Annotated in this window: 14 protein-coding genes and 5 pseudogenes; 13 read left to right on the forward strand and 6 right to left on the reverse strand. The window is 58.0% G+C overall.

Annotation, left to right across the window (positions count from 1 at the left end):
* Position 1 precedes the first annotated feature (1 nt).
* A complete protein-coding gene (locus tag IU397_RS15735; protein WP_204415568.1) occupies positions 2 to 241 on the reverse strand; it encodes a helix-turn-helix domain-containing protein in 240 nt (79 codons plus the stop codon).
* A 301-nt stretch (positions 242 to 542) separates the two neighbouring features.
* Here IU397_RS15735 and IU397_RS23945 point away from each other — a divergent pair.
* From IU397_RS23945 to IU397_RS15770, 8 genes and pseudogenes are all read left to right on the forward strand, one after another.
* Positions 543 to 734 (forward strand): annotated as a pseudogene (locus IU397_RS23945) (hypothetical protein); the annotation flags it as partial.
* Positions 735 to 745: 11 nt separating this feature from the next.
* Entirely contained in the window at positions 746 to 988 is a 243-nt protein-coding gene (locus IU397_RS23950; protein ID WP_370541702.1) for an OB-fold-containig protein, read from the forward strand.
* 47 nt (positions 989 to 1,035) lie between these two features.
* A pseudogene (locus tag IU397_RS15745) lies at positions 1,036 to 2,161 on the forward strand (flotillin family protein).
* Positions 2,162 to 2,350: 189 nt separating this feature from the next.
* The gene (locus IU397_RS15750; RefSeq protein WP_204415570.1) at positions 2,351 to 2,971 is read left to right on the forward strand and encodes a glutathione S-transferase family protein; all 621 of its coding nucleotides are present in this window, start codon (positions 2,351 to 2,353) and stop codon (positions 2,969 to 2,971) included.
* 18 nt (positions 2,972 to 2,989) lie between these two features.
* On the forward strand, positions 2,990 to 3,658 hold the full coding sequence (locus IU397_RS15755; protein WP_204415572.1) for a cupin domain-containing protein: 669 nt from the start codon (positions 2,990 to 2,992) through the stop codon (positions 3,656 to 3,658).
* Between the two features lie 276 nt (positions 3,659 to 3,934).
* Positions 3,935 to 4,861 (forward strand): hypothetical protein, encoded by a 927-nt coding sequence (locus IU397_RS15760; protein ID WP_204415574.1) that lies wholly within the window; start codon positions 3,935 to 3,937, stop codon positions 4,859 to 4,861.
* 127 nt (positions 4,862 to 4,988) lie between these two features.
* Complete coding sequence (locus tag IU397_RS15765; protein WP_204415576.1) at positions 4,989 to 9,776, forward strand: glycosyltransferase; 4,788 nt, start codon at positions 4,989 to 4,991, stop codon at positions 9,774 to 9,776.
* A 54-nt stretch (positions 9,777 to 9,830) separates the two neighbouring features.
* On the forward strand, positions 9,831 to 10,745 hold the full coding sequence (locus IU397_RS15770) for a hypothetical protein (RefSeq protein WP_204415578.1): 915 nt from the start codon (positions 9,831 to 9,833) through the stop codon (positions 10,743 to 10,745).
* Positions 10,746 to 10,819: 74 nt separating this feature from the next.
* On the opposite strand, the gene IU397_RS23955 is transcribed toward IU397_RS15770, so the two are convergent.
* The 5 genes and pseudogenes from IU397_RS23955 to IU397_RS23650 all read right to left on the reverse strand — a co-directional run bounded on the left by IU397_RS23955 (position 10,820) and on the right by IU397_RS23650 (position 13,382).
* On the reverse strand, positions 10,820 to 11,119 hold the full coding sequence (locus IU397_RS23955) for an efflux RND transporter permease subunit (protein ID WP_370541703.1): 300 nt from the start codon (positions 11,117 to 11,119) through the stop codon (positions 10,820 to 10,822).
* 19 nt (positions 11,120 to 11,138) lie between these two features.
* Positions 11,139 to 11,864: pseudogene (locus IU397_RS15775) on the reverse strand (efflux RND transporter permease subunit); the annotation flags it as partial.
* Positions 11,839 to 12,147, reverse strand: coding sequence for a hypothetical protein (locus tag IU397_RS15780; protein ID WP_204415582.1), 309 nt, complete (start codon positions 12,145 to 12,147; stop codon positions 11,839 to 11,841). The pseudogene IU397_RS15775 and the gene IU397_RS15780, both read right to left, overlap by 26 nt.
* A 165-nt stretch (positions 12,148 to 12,312) precedes the next feature.
* Positions 12,313 to 12,786, reverse strand: a complete 474-nt coding sequence (locus IU397_RS23645) for an efflux RND transporter permease subunit (RefSeq protein WP_204415584.1) — start codon at positions 12,784 to 12,786, stop codon at positions 12,313 to 12,315.
* Positions 12,759 to 13,382 (reverse strand): efflux RND transporter permease subunit, encoded by a 624-nt coding sequence (locus tag IU397_RS23650; protein WP_204415586.1) that lies wholly within the window; start codon positions 13,380 to 13,382, stop codon positions 12,759 to 12,761. The genes IU397_RS23645 and IU397_RS23650 overlap by 28 nt, the downstream gene beginning before the upstream one ends.
* Positions 13,383 to 13,522: 140 nt before the next feature.
* On the opposite strand from IU397_RS23650, the gene IU397_RS15795 reads away from it, so the two are divergent.
* From IU397_RS15795 to IU397_RS15815, 5 genes and pseudogenes are all read left to right on the forward strand, one after another.
* Positions 13,523 to 14,551 carry an iron-containing alcohol dehydrogenase gene (locus tag IU397_RS15795; protein ID WP_204415587.1) on the forward strand — a complete coding sequence of 343 codons (1,029 nt, stop codon included), beginning with the start codon at positions 13,523 to 13,525 and terminating at the stop codon, positions 14,549 to 14,551.
* Positions 14,548 to 15,974, forward strand: a pseudogene (locus IU397_RS15800) (aldehyde dehydrogenase family protein); the annotation flags it as partial. The gene IU397_RS15795 and the pseudogene IU397_RS15800, both read left to right, overlap by 4 nt.
* Before the next feature lie 177 nt (positions 15,975 to 16,151).
* A complete protein-coding gene (locus tag IU397_RS15805; RefSeq protein WP_204415589.1) occupies positions 16,152 to 16,763 on the forward strand; it encodes a helix-turn-helix transcriptional regulator in 612 nt (203 codons plus the stop codon).
* On the forward strand, positions 16,760 to 16,954 hold the full coding sequence (locus IU397_RS15810) for a helix-turn-helix domain-containing protein (RefSeq protein ID WP_239479843.1): 195 nt from the start codon (positions 16,760 to 16,762) through the stop codon (positions 16,952 to 16,954). The genes IU397_RS15805 and IU397_RS15810 overlap by 4 nt, the downstream gene beginning before the upstream one ends.
* 140 nt (positions 16,955 to 17,094) lie before the next feature.
* Positions 17,095 to 17,284 (forward strand): annotated as a pseudogene (locus IU397_RS15815) (branched-chain amino acid ABC transporter permease); the annotation flags it as partial.

Genomic DNA, 17,284 nt, shown 5'->3' on the forward strand with positions numbered 1-17,284 from the left:
GTTAGTCAGGCGTCGGACGGGTACGCTTAAGGCGCTGCAAAGCGACCCCGCCATCCAGGAATTCGATGCCTTCCGACAAGAGTGCCTCTTCCAGCTTTTCGAGCTTGGTGGCGGTGATATCACCCTCACCGCTTTCGAAACGGGCCAATGTCCGAAGGGAGATTCCCGCAGCATTTGCAAGCTCCGACCGGGTCCAGGTCAATAACATCCGGGCCGCGGCGATTTGTTGACGTTTTATCAAGGGGTGCTCTTCAAATCGTGAATTTCTTCATTAACTGATACATTATTTGCTATCAAAGCCATATCTCGCATAAAAAATGCATTATATGACATAATGGGTTATTTTCGAGGACGAAATGACGATTGGTGCGTTACTGGCAGATCCGGGCATGCGCCCGTTTGAGATTTCCTTCGCCATTGTGCTTGACTTGAGTGTATTGGGCAGCAGCGACGGCGATATGGATGTCGATCTTTAACTCGATGCCGGCGACATTGACCTGACCGACATTGATGTGAGCGGTGACAACCCCATCACCCTTGAAATGCTGGATTTGTCAGCGGCCGGGGAAGCTGCCATCGGACCCGAGACAGACACGACTACACCGGGTGCCGGGGGTGGTTTGCTAAGTTGGCTGGGTCTGAGGCAGGTCCCGGCGACGATCTGGCTGGCGGGTCTGCTAACCGGTTTTGCCCTGATCGGTCACTTCCTCCAGATGGATGTGTCCCAACTGACCGGGGCCGCGGTGTGGTCACGGTGGGGACGGCACGCCAGGGTAAGCCCGCGCAGGTGCGTTTTCGGGATGGACACGGCAATTCCCATTACACCATTGCAGAGCCACTCGACCCGAAAGACGAACTGCCCCAGGGGACTGAGGTCCTGCTGTTGAAGATCAAAGGGGGCCGCCGCGCCTTGTCCCTGTTTCCGAGCTTACACCATCAATTTCAAACCAGGAGTAATCAACGTCTGAGCTTCTCATATCCATTCTGATACCTGTCGGGATCGTTATCGCCTTTCTGGTGTTTATTGGGATCGTCATGGCGCGCCTTTATCGCCGTGCGACCCGGGAAGTGAGCCGTGTCAAAACCGGATCCGGCGGTCGCAAGGTGATCATCGATGGCGGTACAATCGTGATCCCGTCGTTGCATGAAGTGCGTCCGGTCAACATGAAGACGCTGCGCCTCGAAGTGTCGCGCACGAACGATGCGTCCCTAATCACACGGGACCGGATGCAGGTGGATGTGGGTGTGGGTGTGGAATTCTACATCTCGGTCAACGCCACCGAAGGCCGGATTTCCCGCGCGGCACAGACCTTGGGCGACCGGACCTTTGATGTCGACCAGTTGCGTGAATTGATCGAAGCAAGTTGATCGATGGCCCGCGGGCTGTGGCCGCCAAGATGAGCATGGATGAATTGCACGAAAACCGGTCGGAATTTGTGCAAGAGGTGCAGAACACCGTATCCGAAGACCTGCTGAAGAACGGTCTGGAGTTGGAAAGCGTGTCACTGACTGGCCTGGACCAGACACTATTTGAAAGCCTTGATGAGAAAACGCCTTTAACACCGTCGGCATGCGGCAATTGGCAGAGGCGGAGCGGTCCAAGAAAATCGCCATCATCGAAGCCCAACGCGAGGCGGAACAACAGGCGACCCGGATCCGGCTGCAAGCCAAGGCGGGACGCGAAGCCGCCGCAGACCAGGCCGAAGCCGTTCGGGAAGAAGCCACAGCGGCAGCGGATGCGCTGAAGATCAAGGCCGATGCGAAAAAGGCGGACAAGTTGGCGGAAGCTGAGGGTCAGCGCGCGATTGTGGACGCGGAAAACGCCTTGTCGCAGGAAATCGTGGCCATGAAGGTGCAAATGGCCCGTTTGACCACGCTGCCCAACATCGTTGCCGAGATGGTCCGCCCTGCAGAAAAGATCGAATCGATCAAGATCCACCAAGTGACCGGCCTGAATGGTGTTGCGCCTGGCGCTGGCGGGACATCGACGAGCAGTTCCCCAGTTGGGCAAGCTGTTGACGCGATTGGTGCCATGGCGGTTCAATTGCCCGCCCTGAAGAAGCTGGGTGAAGAGGTTGGGATCAACCTTGAAGACGGCCTGACCGGGATCACCGCGGCGGCGCTGACCGAAGACAGCAAGCCCGCCACGCCGACGGAGTGAGATTGAAAGCTGTGAAACCTGATTTGGGGGCACCACGGGTGCCCCCGATGTGTTTCCGGATAGTCGTAGGGAAGAACAGTTCCGAAAACCCTCTTTGAAGCAAAGCATGGCACTAATTGATGGTTGTTCAAAAATCTACCTAATAGTAGGTATATTTTCATACTATCGAATCAGAAGGAGCGATTAGCCATGAAAATTTATGATGTCGAAGGCTTTCCCAACCCAGCACGCGTGCGGATCGCGTTGGCTGAAAAGGGCGCGCTGGATCAGGTGGAATTCATTCCAGTTGATGTGATGAACGGTGAGCATCGCAGCGCGGAGTTTCGCGCCAAAAACCCAGATGCTGCGGTACCGTGTCTGGAACTGGATGATGGCTCTCATATTTCGCAATGCACCGCGATTACCGAATATATCGACGCGTCCTTTGACGGGCCGTCCCTGACCGGCGACACTCCGGTCGCGCGCGCACGGATCACCATGATGAACCTGCGTGCCGAAAACGGCCTGCTAAACGCGGTGAGTGCCTATTTTCACCATGCGACACCAGGCCTGGGACCAACGCTGGAAACGGATCAATGTGCGGAATGGGGCAATCGGCAGAAAGAGGTCGCAGGCGAGATGATGGTCTATCTGGATGATGTTCTGGCGAAACAGGATTATCTGGCGGGCGACGCATTCTCGGTCGCCGATATCACGGCATTTGCCGGACTTGCATTTGCAGATCTTGCCAAGGTGGAAATTCCCGAAAACCTATCCCATTTGCGCAATTGGCGGAGCCGAGTTGCCGCCCGCCCGTCCATTGCGGCCTAGATCAAAGGAGCCAAACCCATGGAACTGAATGCGGACTTTTCGGCCCGTGTGATTGTTCATTCCGATCAACTGGATTGGCAAGCCTCTCCGATTAAGGGGGTGGATCGCCGGATGCTGGACCGGATCGGTGGCGAGGTTGCCCGCGCCACGAGCATTGTCCGGTATGCACCCGGCAGCCATTTTTCTGAGCATACCCACACGGGAGGTGAGGAATTCATCGTTCTGGACGGAACCTTTCAGGACGAACATGGTGACTTCCCCACCGGCACCTATGTGCGTAATCCGCCGACATCGGCCCATACGCCTGGATCGGCGTCGGGCTGCACGATTTTCGTTAAGCTATGGCAGTTCGATCTGGAGGACCGCACCCAGTTTCGCAAGGATATAGCAGCCGAACTTGACGCCACGCGGGACGGGGTCGCCCAGACTATTTTGCATCAAGATGTTTGTGAAACCGTCCGCTACAGTCAAGTTGATGCAGGCGCGACACTGACGCTTCAGGAGCCCGGCGGTGTCGAACTTCTGGTCATCGACGGTACGATTACGGAAGGTGAGGACAGATTGCGAAAGGGCTCATGGCTGCGTTTGCCGGACGGTCAGCCGCTGACGGCTTTGGCCGGGAAGGACGGCGCGAAGGTGTGGAGCAAGACCGGTCACCTGCCCTTTGCCAAGGCACCGGCGGCGTAAAATGGAAGCAGGATGTGTGGGCGTCAAACCAGCCAAAACAAATCGTAGGGGTATGTTCAGGTGTCACAAATTCGCGAGCAAAGCGCCCTCGGTTACCAACGCTTCAACTCGACACTGGGCATTGCGCGCGGCATGAGCCCATCGGTTAACAAGACGTTCGATATCGACCGCTAGGGCACATCAGCGGCGGGATTAGAAGGGCCGTATAACTGCGTTTGCAATCGCACCATTCGGTCTGCTAGAGCTTTTCCAACGGCATCCTGGGTGGAGGATTTCATGGCGAAACATACGAAATCCAGATTGCTGGGAAAGCGGCTTGTCGTTGGTGCTGCGCTAGGAACAGCTCCCCTGGCTGGCGGCTTTGCCGACCGGGCATTGGGCGACCAACCCATGATAGCATCACCGTCCGTAGAGGTCGGCGAGCGGTCTCTGTATCAGCAGGTAAGAGCCTCCCGCGACGCAGGCGTAGCGATCCGGTTTCTACGGGCCTATCCAGACAGTCCCTTGGTGCCGCATGTTTTGTTGTCATTGCCCGCCGGTGAGCTGAGCCGTCTGCCAAGGGAGGTGATCGATAGCCTGTCTATTGAAGCGCTTCATGGCGTGCCAGTTCAGATCCAATTGCAATTGGGCATTCCCCCACAACATGCAAGGATCACCCGGTCAACCAAAGGCGTGTCCGACGGCTATAGCGGCGGCGGCACAGATCGCGATATCACACCCAAGATCGTGTCTGCATCCGCGCCGTTGTCACAACAAAATACCCTGCTGATCCTCCGGGCAGTTGAGGAGTCCTCAGACAGATGCAGCGGCGTACCCGACATTTACAAACTCGACTGTCTGCGCAGCGAATTTGAGCGGATCGCCCAAGACCTTCCCAAGACAGGCGAATATGCCCCGGTTCAAAAAACAATTGCCCGGGCAGCGCGCGACCTGAGCCGTCTGGTGCGCTCCAACAGAGATACCACCAAACCACGCGCCGTGGTGCAGCAGTCAACCACAGCGCCGCGTCAATCCTCACGTGGCCGCAGTTTCCGCGCTGTGCAGGAGCCGAAGTTGCAACAGACCAACGCGGCAGCCCGCGCCATTGTGGATGAGGCAAGTACGCGTCTTTTGCGGTCGGCGGGAAATTCTGTGAAACGGCGGGCCCATTTTCAGGAGGTCGCACAGGTGCTGAATTCCAGCAAGGTTCTCTTGCGGTCTTAAACGTGGAGACGAAAAGCGCATGGCCATCGTCGATCCCTCGTGATTTCTCGCAGGCTCCTTCGCAATACAACATCTTGGCGCAGGGACACCGGGACGCGGTCAACCAAACTGTCATGTCCCAGTGCTGATGGGCGGCAACGACATCGCATCGGGCGAAATATCGGCACCGTGTCAGCCGACGCTTTCGATCATCGTGACCAACTACAACTACGGTCATTTCCTGAAAGCCTGCCTTGCCTCCGTCCGGGCACAGATACAGCCAGCTGACCAGGTCGTCGTTGTCGATGATGGATCGACAGATGCCAGCCTCGACATTCTGGCTGATACCCGGGATTTGCACCTCATAACCCAAGGCAATGGCGGACAGGCAGCAGCCTTTAACGCGGGGTTTCAAGCGGCGACTGGCGAGATCGTCGTCTTTCTGGATGCCGACGATCTGTTGATGCCGCACGCCGTTAAAACCATCAAACAATTGTGGAACACCGGTATCTCGGCACTGTCTTTTCAACTGGATCTTGTGGATGCGGCTGGGCGTAGTTCGGGACACTACCCGATGGAAATACCCGACCGGGATCTACAGCAGACCCTGCTGAACGAATTGACGCTGCCATTCATGCCAACCAGCGGGAACGCCTTTTGCCGGGCGGCCGTGGCATGGGCCTTCCCGCTGCCGACACAGCAGTGGCGCATTTGTGCAGACGCGTTGTTGATCCGCGCGGCGGTCCATCGCGCACCGATCCGGCACATCAGACAAACGCTGGGTCAGTATCGCATCCATGGCCACAACAATTATTTCCGCACGGGCGGACAGACCGTTGCGGAGGTGCATATCGGTTTGCGCCACGCTTCGCAGGCTGGGCTGGATTTGATCACCCTCTGCGACCGATCGAAAACCAGGCTTTCAACTGCGGATCGCGCCAAGCTGTTGACGGCCGCGATCCGGACACGGCTGAGTTCCGATGCAATCCAATACGACCGCGCCAGCCTGTCCCAGTTTTTGTCCCAGGCACTGAGGCTGGGTGCGCCCCGCACCCCGTTTCGGTTTGCTTTGTGCCTGGTCTTCCTCCGGATTACGGTACCGCGCAGTGAAACGTTGCGTCGGTGGATCCGGGACCGCGCCAAGCGCCCGGTGCTTGTCCAACAGATATTTGCCACGCTGGTGGGGCGCCGACTGGCGGAACAACTTTATTCACATGTCAGCCCGCGGACCCCTTTTGGCGATATCTACATCACAGACGATCTGGCCATCTGGCAGATCCTTGATGGCCCTGAATGGACCAGGGATTACGAAAATAACAGCTGTGATCTGCACCACGGCAGCGGGACACTCATCTTCCGGCGCAAAGGTCCGGGGCCTGCTATCGTCAGATTAGATGTTGAGCCACCCGACAACCGTGATGTCCTGCTCCGGGTGCTACACAATGGCGCCCCATTGGGGGAGTTCCTTTTGGAGGGGCGACAGGACGTAGTCTTTCGGCTGCCTGCGCAGTCCGGTTTCACGTTGCAAGGTGACCTGCTGACATTCGCCGTGTCGGAGGTTGCGGGACACTGGTCGGCAAGTCTGCAGAGCATTTTTCGACCCTCGGTGCGGCTGACGATCCACGACATCTGTGTTGCTTCGGATCATGGCCGCCTTGTCGATGCCGTTGTGCCGGTTTCCTCTACCGTTGGGCCAGCGGATCTGAAAGGTGCGATCCGGTCCGTCGATGGTGCACCCTTGGTCGACGAAACACTGATTGGTCCCGGCGAAGCCTTAAGCTTGGCAAAACCAGCGCTAAACCCACCCTTCTGCCTGAATATCCAGGTCTCAGAACGGCAAGTACCGGGGACCTTGGTCGTGCTTGCAGGTGATCAGATCGTTTGGGACGGCACGGTCGGACCCTCAGGTCAGTGTCAGATCGAACTTCTGGCACCGCAGATATCGGGACCGGATCCGATTGAGTTGGTGTTCACTTTTCGGGCGGATGACTTCTTTGACAACGAAATCCTGCACATCCACAGAATTGGATGGCAACCGGGCGGGGCCCTTGACCGGAACCATGTTGGATTGCTTTTGGCAGGGCAACGGGCGAACGAAAACACCCCCGGGGGACTACGCCGATTTCTTGGGGATGGCTGGACCGGCCCCAGCGATCACGAGGTCATCATGCATGGCCCGACGGCAGAATTAACTCTATCGCCATCTGGAGGTTCACGTCGTGTTGCCCTGGATCTGGAACCCTGTGATCCGCTTGCCGCCGACTGTGAGCTGTTGATCGGCGTTACGGTCAATGACGTGCCGCAACAAACGGTGCGTTTGGCAAGCCGTGCGGTGATCAACGTGTCGCTGTCTGGCCAATCTCCGCCGGGTGAATACCAGATCCGGATCGGTCTGAATGCTGCCATCCGCCACCCCGACCTGCCATCAGACGAGACGCTGAACCATGGCGGCATAATCCTGCGCGGGTTGGAGGCACCACCCGATCATCCGCAATACGAAGTGCGCTCCGTGCCGCCGCCCCGGTCAGCCGGGCTGGCATCGCTTCTGGAAAAGGTGCGCAGCGCGTTGGAGAGCATCGCGCCTGCATGTGTTCTTGAAGTCCATCGGCAGGACTTTATCCGGACCATACCCGGGATTGCTCCCAGTGCCCTGCCCGATCTTCTTTCGGCAGATAGCTTGCAAATTCTTGCAGAACTGGGGGCAATCCTTCCTCCAAAAACGATGACCGATAGCGCTGAGATGCCAGAACGGCTGGGTCAAATCGCCCTCGCCATGCTCTGCGGCCCTGCATACCGGACGCTTCCTGATCTCAACATACTGGATCTGTCAGATGTCGGACCCGACTACTTGCCGGTCATTGGCTCCTATTTGGTCGCCGATCCAGGAGTGGACATACCAGCAGAAGAGCTAAAGCTGCATCAAGGTCACTTGGTGCGCCTGTTGCAAGAGCTTCGCGGTGTCATTGCAGCATATCCCAGCAACAGCCCCCTCTTCACCATGGCGCATACCATGCTCAGCACATGCAAGGCGCACCGGTTGCTATTCAGCGCGATTGACTTGAAACCGCATGTCGCAGCCTATGCCAGCGCCGTCGAGGCCTGGTTGCTGAGCGAGGGTCACAACCTGCATCACCGACGCCGCGCGCGCCCTTTGACCGCGCATCCCATGCAACAGCGGATCGGCATCCTCGTCCGCCGTTATGATCCCACGATGCTGGCGCCACTGCTGGGCGCGCTCAAACCATCCGGTGCCGACATTTTCCTGTACATGACCGAACCCGACACCGGCGAGGCCAAGGCACCCGGCGCCTCGTTGATCATCGATCTATCGAACCATACAACTGCGGCTGCGGTCAGGCAGATACGTAAGGCAGATCTGGACATCCTGGTAATAGCCGATGACTGCTATTTCTATCTGCCGTTAGTGGAGATTGCGGCGCACCGGCTTGCCCCCCGTCAGATTGCCATGGCACCCTATTGTCGTTCGACAACAGGGTTATCCGCCACTGATGAAATGATCGTCGGTCATCTATGCACATCACCTGCGGCGACTGTGGATTACACAGAAAGGGTCCTGATTGCGCCGGAGGCGGGTATTGCCACGGACCTCGTACCGTTCAAGGTAACAGCCGCGAAAGATGCAGCACTTTTCCGGCCCAAGGTGGGCGCACAACCCGATGATGTCATACTGGTCAATGCCGTCACTGCTAAGGAAATCGGCCCCGAAACAGTCGATAGCTGGATCAGGATTTTGAAGGACCTCCCCCAGGCCAAGCTGGTGATCAATCCGTTTTCCCCCGGCAAGGCCCATATCCGAGCCTTTGCAGCCCTGGAGGCGAGGATCGAGCAGGCCTGCACGGAAGCTGGAATACCGCTATCGCAAATCTGCATCCTGCCCCCTCTGTCGGAGTTGGAGCTGGAGCAGCTTTGGGGTGTGGCCGATATCTACCTGACCGGCATCCACCATGCCGATCTGCACACCTTGACGGACGCGCTGCGACACCGCACACCTGTCGTTGCCTTGGCCGGACAGACAGTGAGGCAACGTCAGGGGGCAGGGCTGCTGACGATCCTGGGCCTTGACCAGATGATCACCCGGTCCGTGGATGGATATGTCCGGCTTGCACGGGAGCTTGTCAAAGATCTGACCAAGCGAAAGGATCAGTCCGGCATGGTCACCCGGGCCCTGAATCGCAGCCGCGATCAGGAGCCCCTTCAAACGTGGTTGAGAGATAATCTTGTTGGCCGGACCGGTCCGGTCACCTGCACCGCGAAATACGTGTTTCATCACCTGCCAAAAACCGGCGGCTCAACGGTAAAGGACGTGTTGGGAACGTGGTTTGACCTGGTCGAAGATTACCGCGCGGGCTGGGGGTTCCAGATGCCGCCCAAGCAGGATCTGCAAGCTTTGCGACCAGATCAATTGTTGTGCGGTCATTATTCCGTCGATCCGCTGCCCCTGAGCATCCGGTATCCAGAAACCACCGATCCCGAAAAATGGCGGCTGATTACATTTGTGCGCGATCCGCTCAGCCGGAGCCTTTCGACCTATCACTTTGAGCGTGAGCGTCGGAAAGATCAGGACAAATCCTATGAAATCCAAGCGGTCGGTGAATGGCTCAGAAATGCGCCTGCGGGCCTGCAGCGCCACTTCGAATGCGGGGAAGACGATTGGGAAGCTGCGCTGGATCGATATTGGTTTATCGGGACGCTGGAGCGACTTCCCGAATGCCTGGCCTACCTGGCGTATCAATTTGGCAAACCCGCGCCGAAAATTGTGCCGCACGCCAACCCAACGGCCTATGCGCCAGACCAGACCCCAAACGCGGACGACATCGCCGCATTTTTTCACAACAACGCAACCGACATCGAGATTTACAGCGGCATCTGCCAGCGGCTGGAAATGCGCCTGACCGCGCCGCGTCGTCTCAGCTGATTGATGTTGGACACGCGGTGCCGTGGGGCGTGATCTCAAGCCAAGGATAAGATGGTGCGACTGATTTCCTGCTTCTTCAATCCGACCAAAAGCCGGGTCATGCGAGAAAACTTTCGTCGTTTCGTGATCGGGCTTGGCGAGGCGAGCACGCTTTTACACACGGTTGAATGCATTCAGCCCGGTCATGCGGCAGAACTGAGCGGGCTGGACAATCACATCGTCGTCCGGTCAACAGCCGTTTTGTGGCATAAGGAGCGGCTGCTTAACATCGCGCTGCACGCCCTTCCTCCATCCTGCGATGCCGTGATGTGGTTGGATGGGGACATTATCTTTGAAAACCCCGATTGGTTGCTTCAGACCCGCCGGGCACTGGAGGATGCGGAGGTCGTGCAACCCTTCGAATATGCCAGTCAATGGCCGGTCTTCGCATCTGACCCACCAGCGGCAAGTTTCGCGTCCCGCGTGGCGCGTGATCGGGATCTCAGCAGTGCCGGTTTCGCCAAACACGGCCATACAGGTTATGTTTGGGCGATCCGCCGTGAGGTGTTGAATGGGGCCGGGCTGTTCGATGAAGGCATCGTAGGCAGTGGAGACCATGTGATGGCCCATGCATTCTGCGAGGATCGCGATGTTGGTTGCCTGGGCGCGGCATTGGGGGCAAACAGCCCATTGCTGCGCAGCTATCGTGCGTGGCGCCGCCGCGTCGCGCCCCAAAACGGCGCATATCGGGCATTGGGCTCTGTTCCTGGACGGCTCCGCCATCTGCGCCATGGATCGTACGAGCGCAGACAGTACCTGCAGCGGTGCCGGGTCCTGAATGAACTGGGATTTGACCCCAGAAAGGACTTAACGTGCAATCAAGACGGCTGCTGGGAATGGTGCGATCCCATGGGCGACACGGCCCGCTATGTCGAAGGATATTTCCAGCAGCGACAGGACGACAAATTATGGATCGGAATGCAATTTTGATCCACGTCGCACGTGATCGTCAACCCTTCCGATCACGGCTGTCGCCCCAAAAAGACAGCGCCTGTTGGGGGCGTCTAAGTCGCCTCTTCAAGGTACGTGCTTGCGTCGTTGCCGGAGCTCAAGGCCGGTTCGAATTGGTGCGTGTTCTCTGCAACCCGGAACATCAGCCTGTAAAGCACTGACATCGCGATCAAGGTCAGCACCGTTGCGAATGCAAAACCGGCCATGGTCGTCACGGCCATCGACATAAAGAATGCATCGCCCAGCAGGGGTAGCATACCCAGGATCGTCGTTGCGGTAGCCAACATGACGGGCCGCAGACGATAGGTTGAGGCTTGAATGATCGCATGTTCCAAGGGGGATGCCGCTGTCATGGACTAGGTCGATCTCCTCGACCAGAACCATACCGTCTTTTATCAATATGCCCGACAGGCTCAACAAACCCAGCAAGGCGGAAACGCTAAAGGGCAGACCCGTGAAAAGCAGCCCCAGAACTGCACCATTTGCGGCCATCGGCACCAACAGCCAAATGATCAACGGCTGACACAAGGCATTAAACAGGAGGATAGAAATCACAATTATGGCAATGATGGCAAAGGGCAGCTGATTGGCCAGGCTCCTATTGGCCTCCAGGGTGTCTTCGTATTCTCCACCCCACGCCATCATGTAACCTGCCGGGACCTCGATCTCCTCAATGGCGGGGAAAACCTCGGCACGAACCTCCGCCGTAGAAACGCCCGGCACGATAGAACCCGACAAGGTCAGCGTCGGGACGCGGTCACGGCGTTGATAAAGCGTATCCTGCACCTTCAATGGCATCCCGTCGATGACCTGCTCGATCGGGATCAAGCGCGGGCCACTATTGGAAGAAACGAGGTGATCGACCAGCCCCGTGCCACTATCCTGGGGCGCCCGCACATAGATGGGGATTTGGCGGTCATCCTCCCGATATGTTCCGCCGATCACCCCCTTTGTGGCAAACCGCATGCTTTCAGTAATATCATCGCGGGTGACACCGGCGGCCTTGACCCGCTCTTCTGCATAGATCGGTGCAATGACCAGTTCCTGTTCTCGCCAATCCATGCGCGGCCCTTCAAAGGTGTCGGTGGCGGCTTGCATGCGTGTTTCTGCGTCCTGGATCAAAGGCCAGTTGCTTGGCGACGAATTCACCTTGCAGCAAGGCTTCCGCTGCAAAGCCGCACATCTCGACCATGATCCAGGGTATTTCCAGCACATCATTTGCGCGAACGATCAGATGCCCGTAGCTTGGGTTGGCCTTGGCCGTGGTATAGGTGAGCGTGAACCGCAGCGCGCCGTCGCCGATATAGGCTGCGTCAGACACGATATCATCCCGACCACTAAGCCAGTCTCCCAGCACCTTGGATATCGGAATTGGTGTCATGGATGGTGACCCCCTGCAGCAGCTTTTAGTCCACGAAAAAGAGCGACGTGTTGGAATAGGGAAAGAACTGCTCCTTCACATTTCCAAATGTTCCAAGGCAGGCAACCGTGATGGCCACCAATGCAACGACGACCAGCCAGCGAGCACGCAACACACCCTTTAGGATCAGGCCGTAGCCCCGAAAAACAGTCTGCCATAGGCATGACCGGCATCTGCTATCTCCTGCCGAAACGTGTAATGGCCCATCAGCGGCGTGACCGTCGGGGCAAGAAACCAAGACAGCAGCAGCGAAGTACTGATCACAGCGAAGAGGGAAAACATGAACTCCCCCGTCGAATCCGGACTAAGACCGATCGATGCAAGTGCCAGGGCACCGATCACTGTTGCGCCGAGCAACGGCGATTGCGTTTTTGCCGCAGCCTCGCTTACTGCTTCGCGCGAGGTCGTCCCCCGGTCCATGGCCGATTGCATCCCTTCGACGACCACAATAGGATTATGGATCAGCACGACCATGGCAATGATCAAGACGCCCAACGAGATCCGCTCCATCTCGATCAAGAAAAACAACATGAAAAAAAGCGTGCCCAGCACCGTTAGAAAAAGTATGGCTCCTACCGTGATCGCGGTCCGTGGCCCCATAAAGATGGCGAGGACGACGACATGGCAAGATTGACAAGAAAGACATTTGAGGCGGCATCCACCACCTCATGCTGCTCATAGATAGAATGCAGATCCACGCCTGCAGGCAAAGTCGTGATGATCTCTGCCAGCCGCGCATCGACCCGTTTGCCGACCTCAACAATATTCTCCGTCGCGAGCCCGGCGATGCCGATGGTGGAGATATCCGAGCTGTAGTGACGGATCATTAGACCGGGATCCTGAATCCGCTCGCGGGATACCGTCGCAATGTCAGCGGTGTTGACGACCTGACACGCCAGCCCAACCGACGGCCCCGCAATGTCAGAGACGCTGTCGGTGCCATCGGCGGTTTGCAGACGCGTATTTCCAAGCTCGCCCGCATCAACAAGGGAGTCGGACATGGCCAACGCATTGACGACTGCCTCTACGGGGATGTTCTGATTGGCTGCAACGGCAAGGTTGGGTTCGACATAGATCGTTTCCTGCGGCAGGCCCGCAAGCTCAACATCCGCGACCCCCTCGACGGCGAGTATCTCGCGTCTGTGGTATAGCGCGAAATCATAGTTCTGGTCATCGCTGAACCCGTCGGTTGTCACTGCTTAATATATGCCAAAGATGCCCCCGAACGTGTCGTTCACAAAGGGTTGCGATGCCTCCTGGGGCAGGGCCAAAGCCGCATCCGATGCACGCGCGCAGTTTCGTCCAGATTGGGGGCTATTCAGAGCCATTGAGGGCCATGACGCTCATCACGTATCCCACACGCGTCCATTTTGCGGATGACGTGCTAGAGGGGGCTTCGCATTCCGAGCTTGAGCGCGAAGGGCACCGCGCGCCGCTGCTTGTCATGCCGCACCTGCTTGCCCCGCAAGAATTGGAGGACCGGGCGCGGGCCAGCCTGCCCGCAACCGCGTATCCCCAAAGCGTGACCTATCTGGACAGTAGCGAGCTTCGTGACATTGCCGAAGCCGTGGCCAAGTCTGAATTTGTGCCGGATGTCATCATCGCATTCGGAGCGGCGCGTGCCATCGAACTGGCCCGCAAGTGTCGCTATGCACTGGGTCAACGCCTGAAGAGCAGGCTGCCACTCTATGCCATTCCGGGTGTGGACGGTTTGCCGGGGCCGTGCACCCGCAACCTGGAAAGCTGGCCAGCCGGATTGCCCTCGGTCATGATTTGCGACCCCACCATTGCCATCGGCGCGGGCCAGGTACAATGCCAGCGCGCATCGGTTCTAAGCCTCGTCCGGTGCTGCGAATCCTATCTGACCAATGCGTATAATCCACCGGCCGACGGCATGGCGCTGGATGGGTTGAACCGCTGCGTGATCAATCTGCCCAAGATCGGGACGATTGCCGGTGTCGACCTCAAACGCGAACTGATGGCCGCCAACCTGAACGCGGCCTTGTCCCAGGAAAAGGAGATCGGTCCGGCGCTCGCTATATCCGCTGTTCTGATGCGTTTTGGTCAAGGGTTGGAGGACGCGGATTTCGCCCGCCTTGTTCTGCCTGCCGTGATCCGGGTGCAAGATGTGAATACCGACAAGGCAAATGCGCTGCTCAAGGTCTTGGGCCATAAGCATATTGCGCTTGATCAAGCGATGGATCGCATCCTGGGTGCCGTTGAGGGGCCGAAAACCTTGGCGGGGCTGGGCGTGCCACATGGTGCGCTTGATGCTGCGGCCCAGGCCGCTGTTGGCAAAGGCGGTCTGGAGTTTGAAGGCGCCCGACAAGCTTTGGATGACGTCTACGGGGATGCATCGCAATGAAACCGCTTCTGATCGATGGGGATTGGATCACCACCTCCCACGCCGTAGATAACGTGAACCCATCGGATATCTCGGACATCATCGCCAGCTACGCGCAGGCCGGTCGGGCAGAGGCTGAGGCCGCGATCAAAGCGGCAGCGCAAGCGGCGACAGATTGGGGGCTGACCACCCCGCAACCGCGCCATGATCTGCTCCACACCGTGGGTGATGAGATCCTGTCCCGGAAAGTGGAGATCGGCGAATTGCTGGCCCGTGAAGAAGACAAGGTCTTGTCCGAGGTTGTTGGGGAAGTGACCCGCGCCGGACAGATATTCCTGTTCTTCGCGGGAGAGGCGCTGCGACAGTGCGGTGATCTACTGGCCTAGGTCCGCCCCGAGGTGGGTGTCGAGGTCACGCGGGAGCCGGTGGGCGTTGTGGGGATCATCGCACCCTGAAACTTCCCGATCGCGATCCCCGCTTGGAAAATCGCCCCCGCCCTATGCTAAGACAATACGGTGGTGTTCAAACCGGCAGAGCTTGTGCCTGGGTGCGCCTGGGCTTTGGCCGATATCCTGCACCGTGCCGGAGTACCTGCGGGGGTCTTCAATCTGGTGATCGGGCCGAGGCCAGTTGTGGGGCAGGCGATCCTGGATGATCCGCGGGTTGATGCGATCAGTTTCACTGGCAGTCAGGCCACGGGCGCACGGGTTGCGGCAGCCAGTACGCCCCATCTACGTAAAATCCAGCTTGAGATGGGGGCAAGAACCCTCTGGTTGTCATGGACGATACCGATCTGGATGTCGCCGTCGATTGTGCCCTGGACGGCGCGTTCTTTTCGACCGGGCAGCGCTGCACTGCATCCTCCGGGCTGATCGTGACCGAAAGTCTACATGACCGCTTCGTCTCGATCCTGGCAGAGCGTGTTACTGCGCTGCGCGTCGGACCCGCTTTGGCGCCCGAAACGCAGATCGGGCCGGTCGTTGATCCGGTGCAATTGGCGCGAGATCTCGAATACATCGCCACCGCACGGTCGCAGGGCGGTGTTTTGCGTGCTGGTGGCGATCAGGTCCGGTGCGAGACGGAAGGGTACTTCCTGCACCCCGCGTTGATCACCGAAACTCACCCGGATATGCGGATCAACCGCGAGGAGGTTTTTGGCTCCGTCGCATCGGTGATCCGCGTGCGGGATTATGACGAGGCGCTAGCCGTCGCCAATGATACTGAATTTGGATTAAGCGCAAGCATCTGCACGACAAGCCTGAAATATGCCAGCGATTTCAAGCGTAAAGCCCAGGCCGGGATGGTGATGGTAAACCTGCCGACGGCCGGTGTAGACTATCATGTGCCGTTTGGCGGGACAAAAGGGTCAAGCTTTGGTCCCCGTGAACAAGGCAGCTATGCCGCCGAATTCTTCACCACGATCAAAACCGGCTATACCCGCGCTTACGCGTCGAAAACGGCCCCTTTCGCCCATGCCATGCGCATTTCCAACGTAACGCCTAGTCTGATTTTTGCGCGGTAAGGCTTGCCAGATCCCTACCCGAACGGCGCTGATGGGGGACGTCCTTTGGAGGAGGGGCGTTTGCCAGCAGCATAACTGAGGATCGGGGAGGGTCCAAAGATGAGCCAAGCAATAGCCGTCTGCCATGGCGAGTTCGGGCGCGCCGCGCGTTACCGACTGGACAAGACAATCATCACCCATGCACACCGCAAAGGGCACCTGATCTTTCATGTGGACGGCGGCAATGCCCGTGTCCCGAACGGAGATGTGTGTCTGGTGACCGCGAGCAAAGCGGTGGCTGTGAGCCCCTGGGAACCCCACGGGTTTTGTGTGGAAGACGGACGGGAGAACATCTGCCTGGTGCTCTACATCAAGCCGATGTGGTTTCTTGAAAACTCCTCGTCCGGGGAGTTTGCGCTAAAGTTCGGGCGACCCGATCTGACCGTAACGCCCGAGATCACGGGGTTTGTGAACCGTTTAACCGCCCTGCTGTTCGATAGCGAAGAACAAACCTGTTTCGATCAGTCATGGAGCAACGCGTCGGGTGACCGCCGCGCAAAATCCTACAACAGGTTCAGCGATTTCCGTGTGCGCCGGGCCCTGCGTCTCATCCAGGACAAGATCGGTGAAGACTTCGAGATGGAGAACCTGGCCGGATCGGTCGGCCTGTCCCATCCACATTTCTTCAAGCTCTTCAAACAGTATATGGGCGTAACCCCAACGTGTACATGAACACCTTGCGATCCGAGCGGGCCATCGAAGAGTTGTTGCACACTACAAAGACCGTGACGGATGTCGCCCTTGATCTGGGGTTTTCGTCCCAGGCCAGCTTTACGCGCTTCTTTTCGGCCAATGTCGGCATCGCCCCAAGCGAGTATCGCCGGGTTGCCCACGTCACCGATGGCGCTTTTCCGATGATGTGAAAACCCATCAGACTACAGGGTATGCGGGGCCGCGTTTGCCCGCCGTAGCATCGGGGGAACGAACAGCCCGGTGAGGGGCTCAGGGAGGAAAAGTTGATCAGCACACTGGCATTTCGCCAGCCCTTTTGCGGTGGCTGGGAATGAGATCTTTTGCCAGTCGGCACCCGTTTTGGGCCGGTATGCTGACAATGCTGTTCGTCGTGCTGTTGTGGCTGATGTTCGCCATCTGGCCGCCCGAACTGGTCGATGTCATCGGTAAGAAAAAGGTGTTCCTGTCTGCATTGTTCAACGGGATCACCCTGGGTGGCTTGTATTTTCTGGTGGCCAGCG

Source organism: Actibacterium sp. 188UL27-1 (assembly GCF_016901225.1).
GTDB lineage: Bacteria > Pseudomonadota > Alphaproteobacteria > Rhodobacterales > Rhodobacteraceae > 188UL27-1.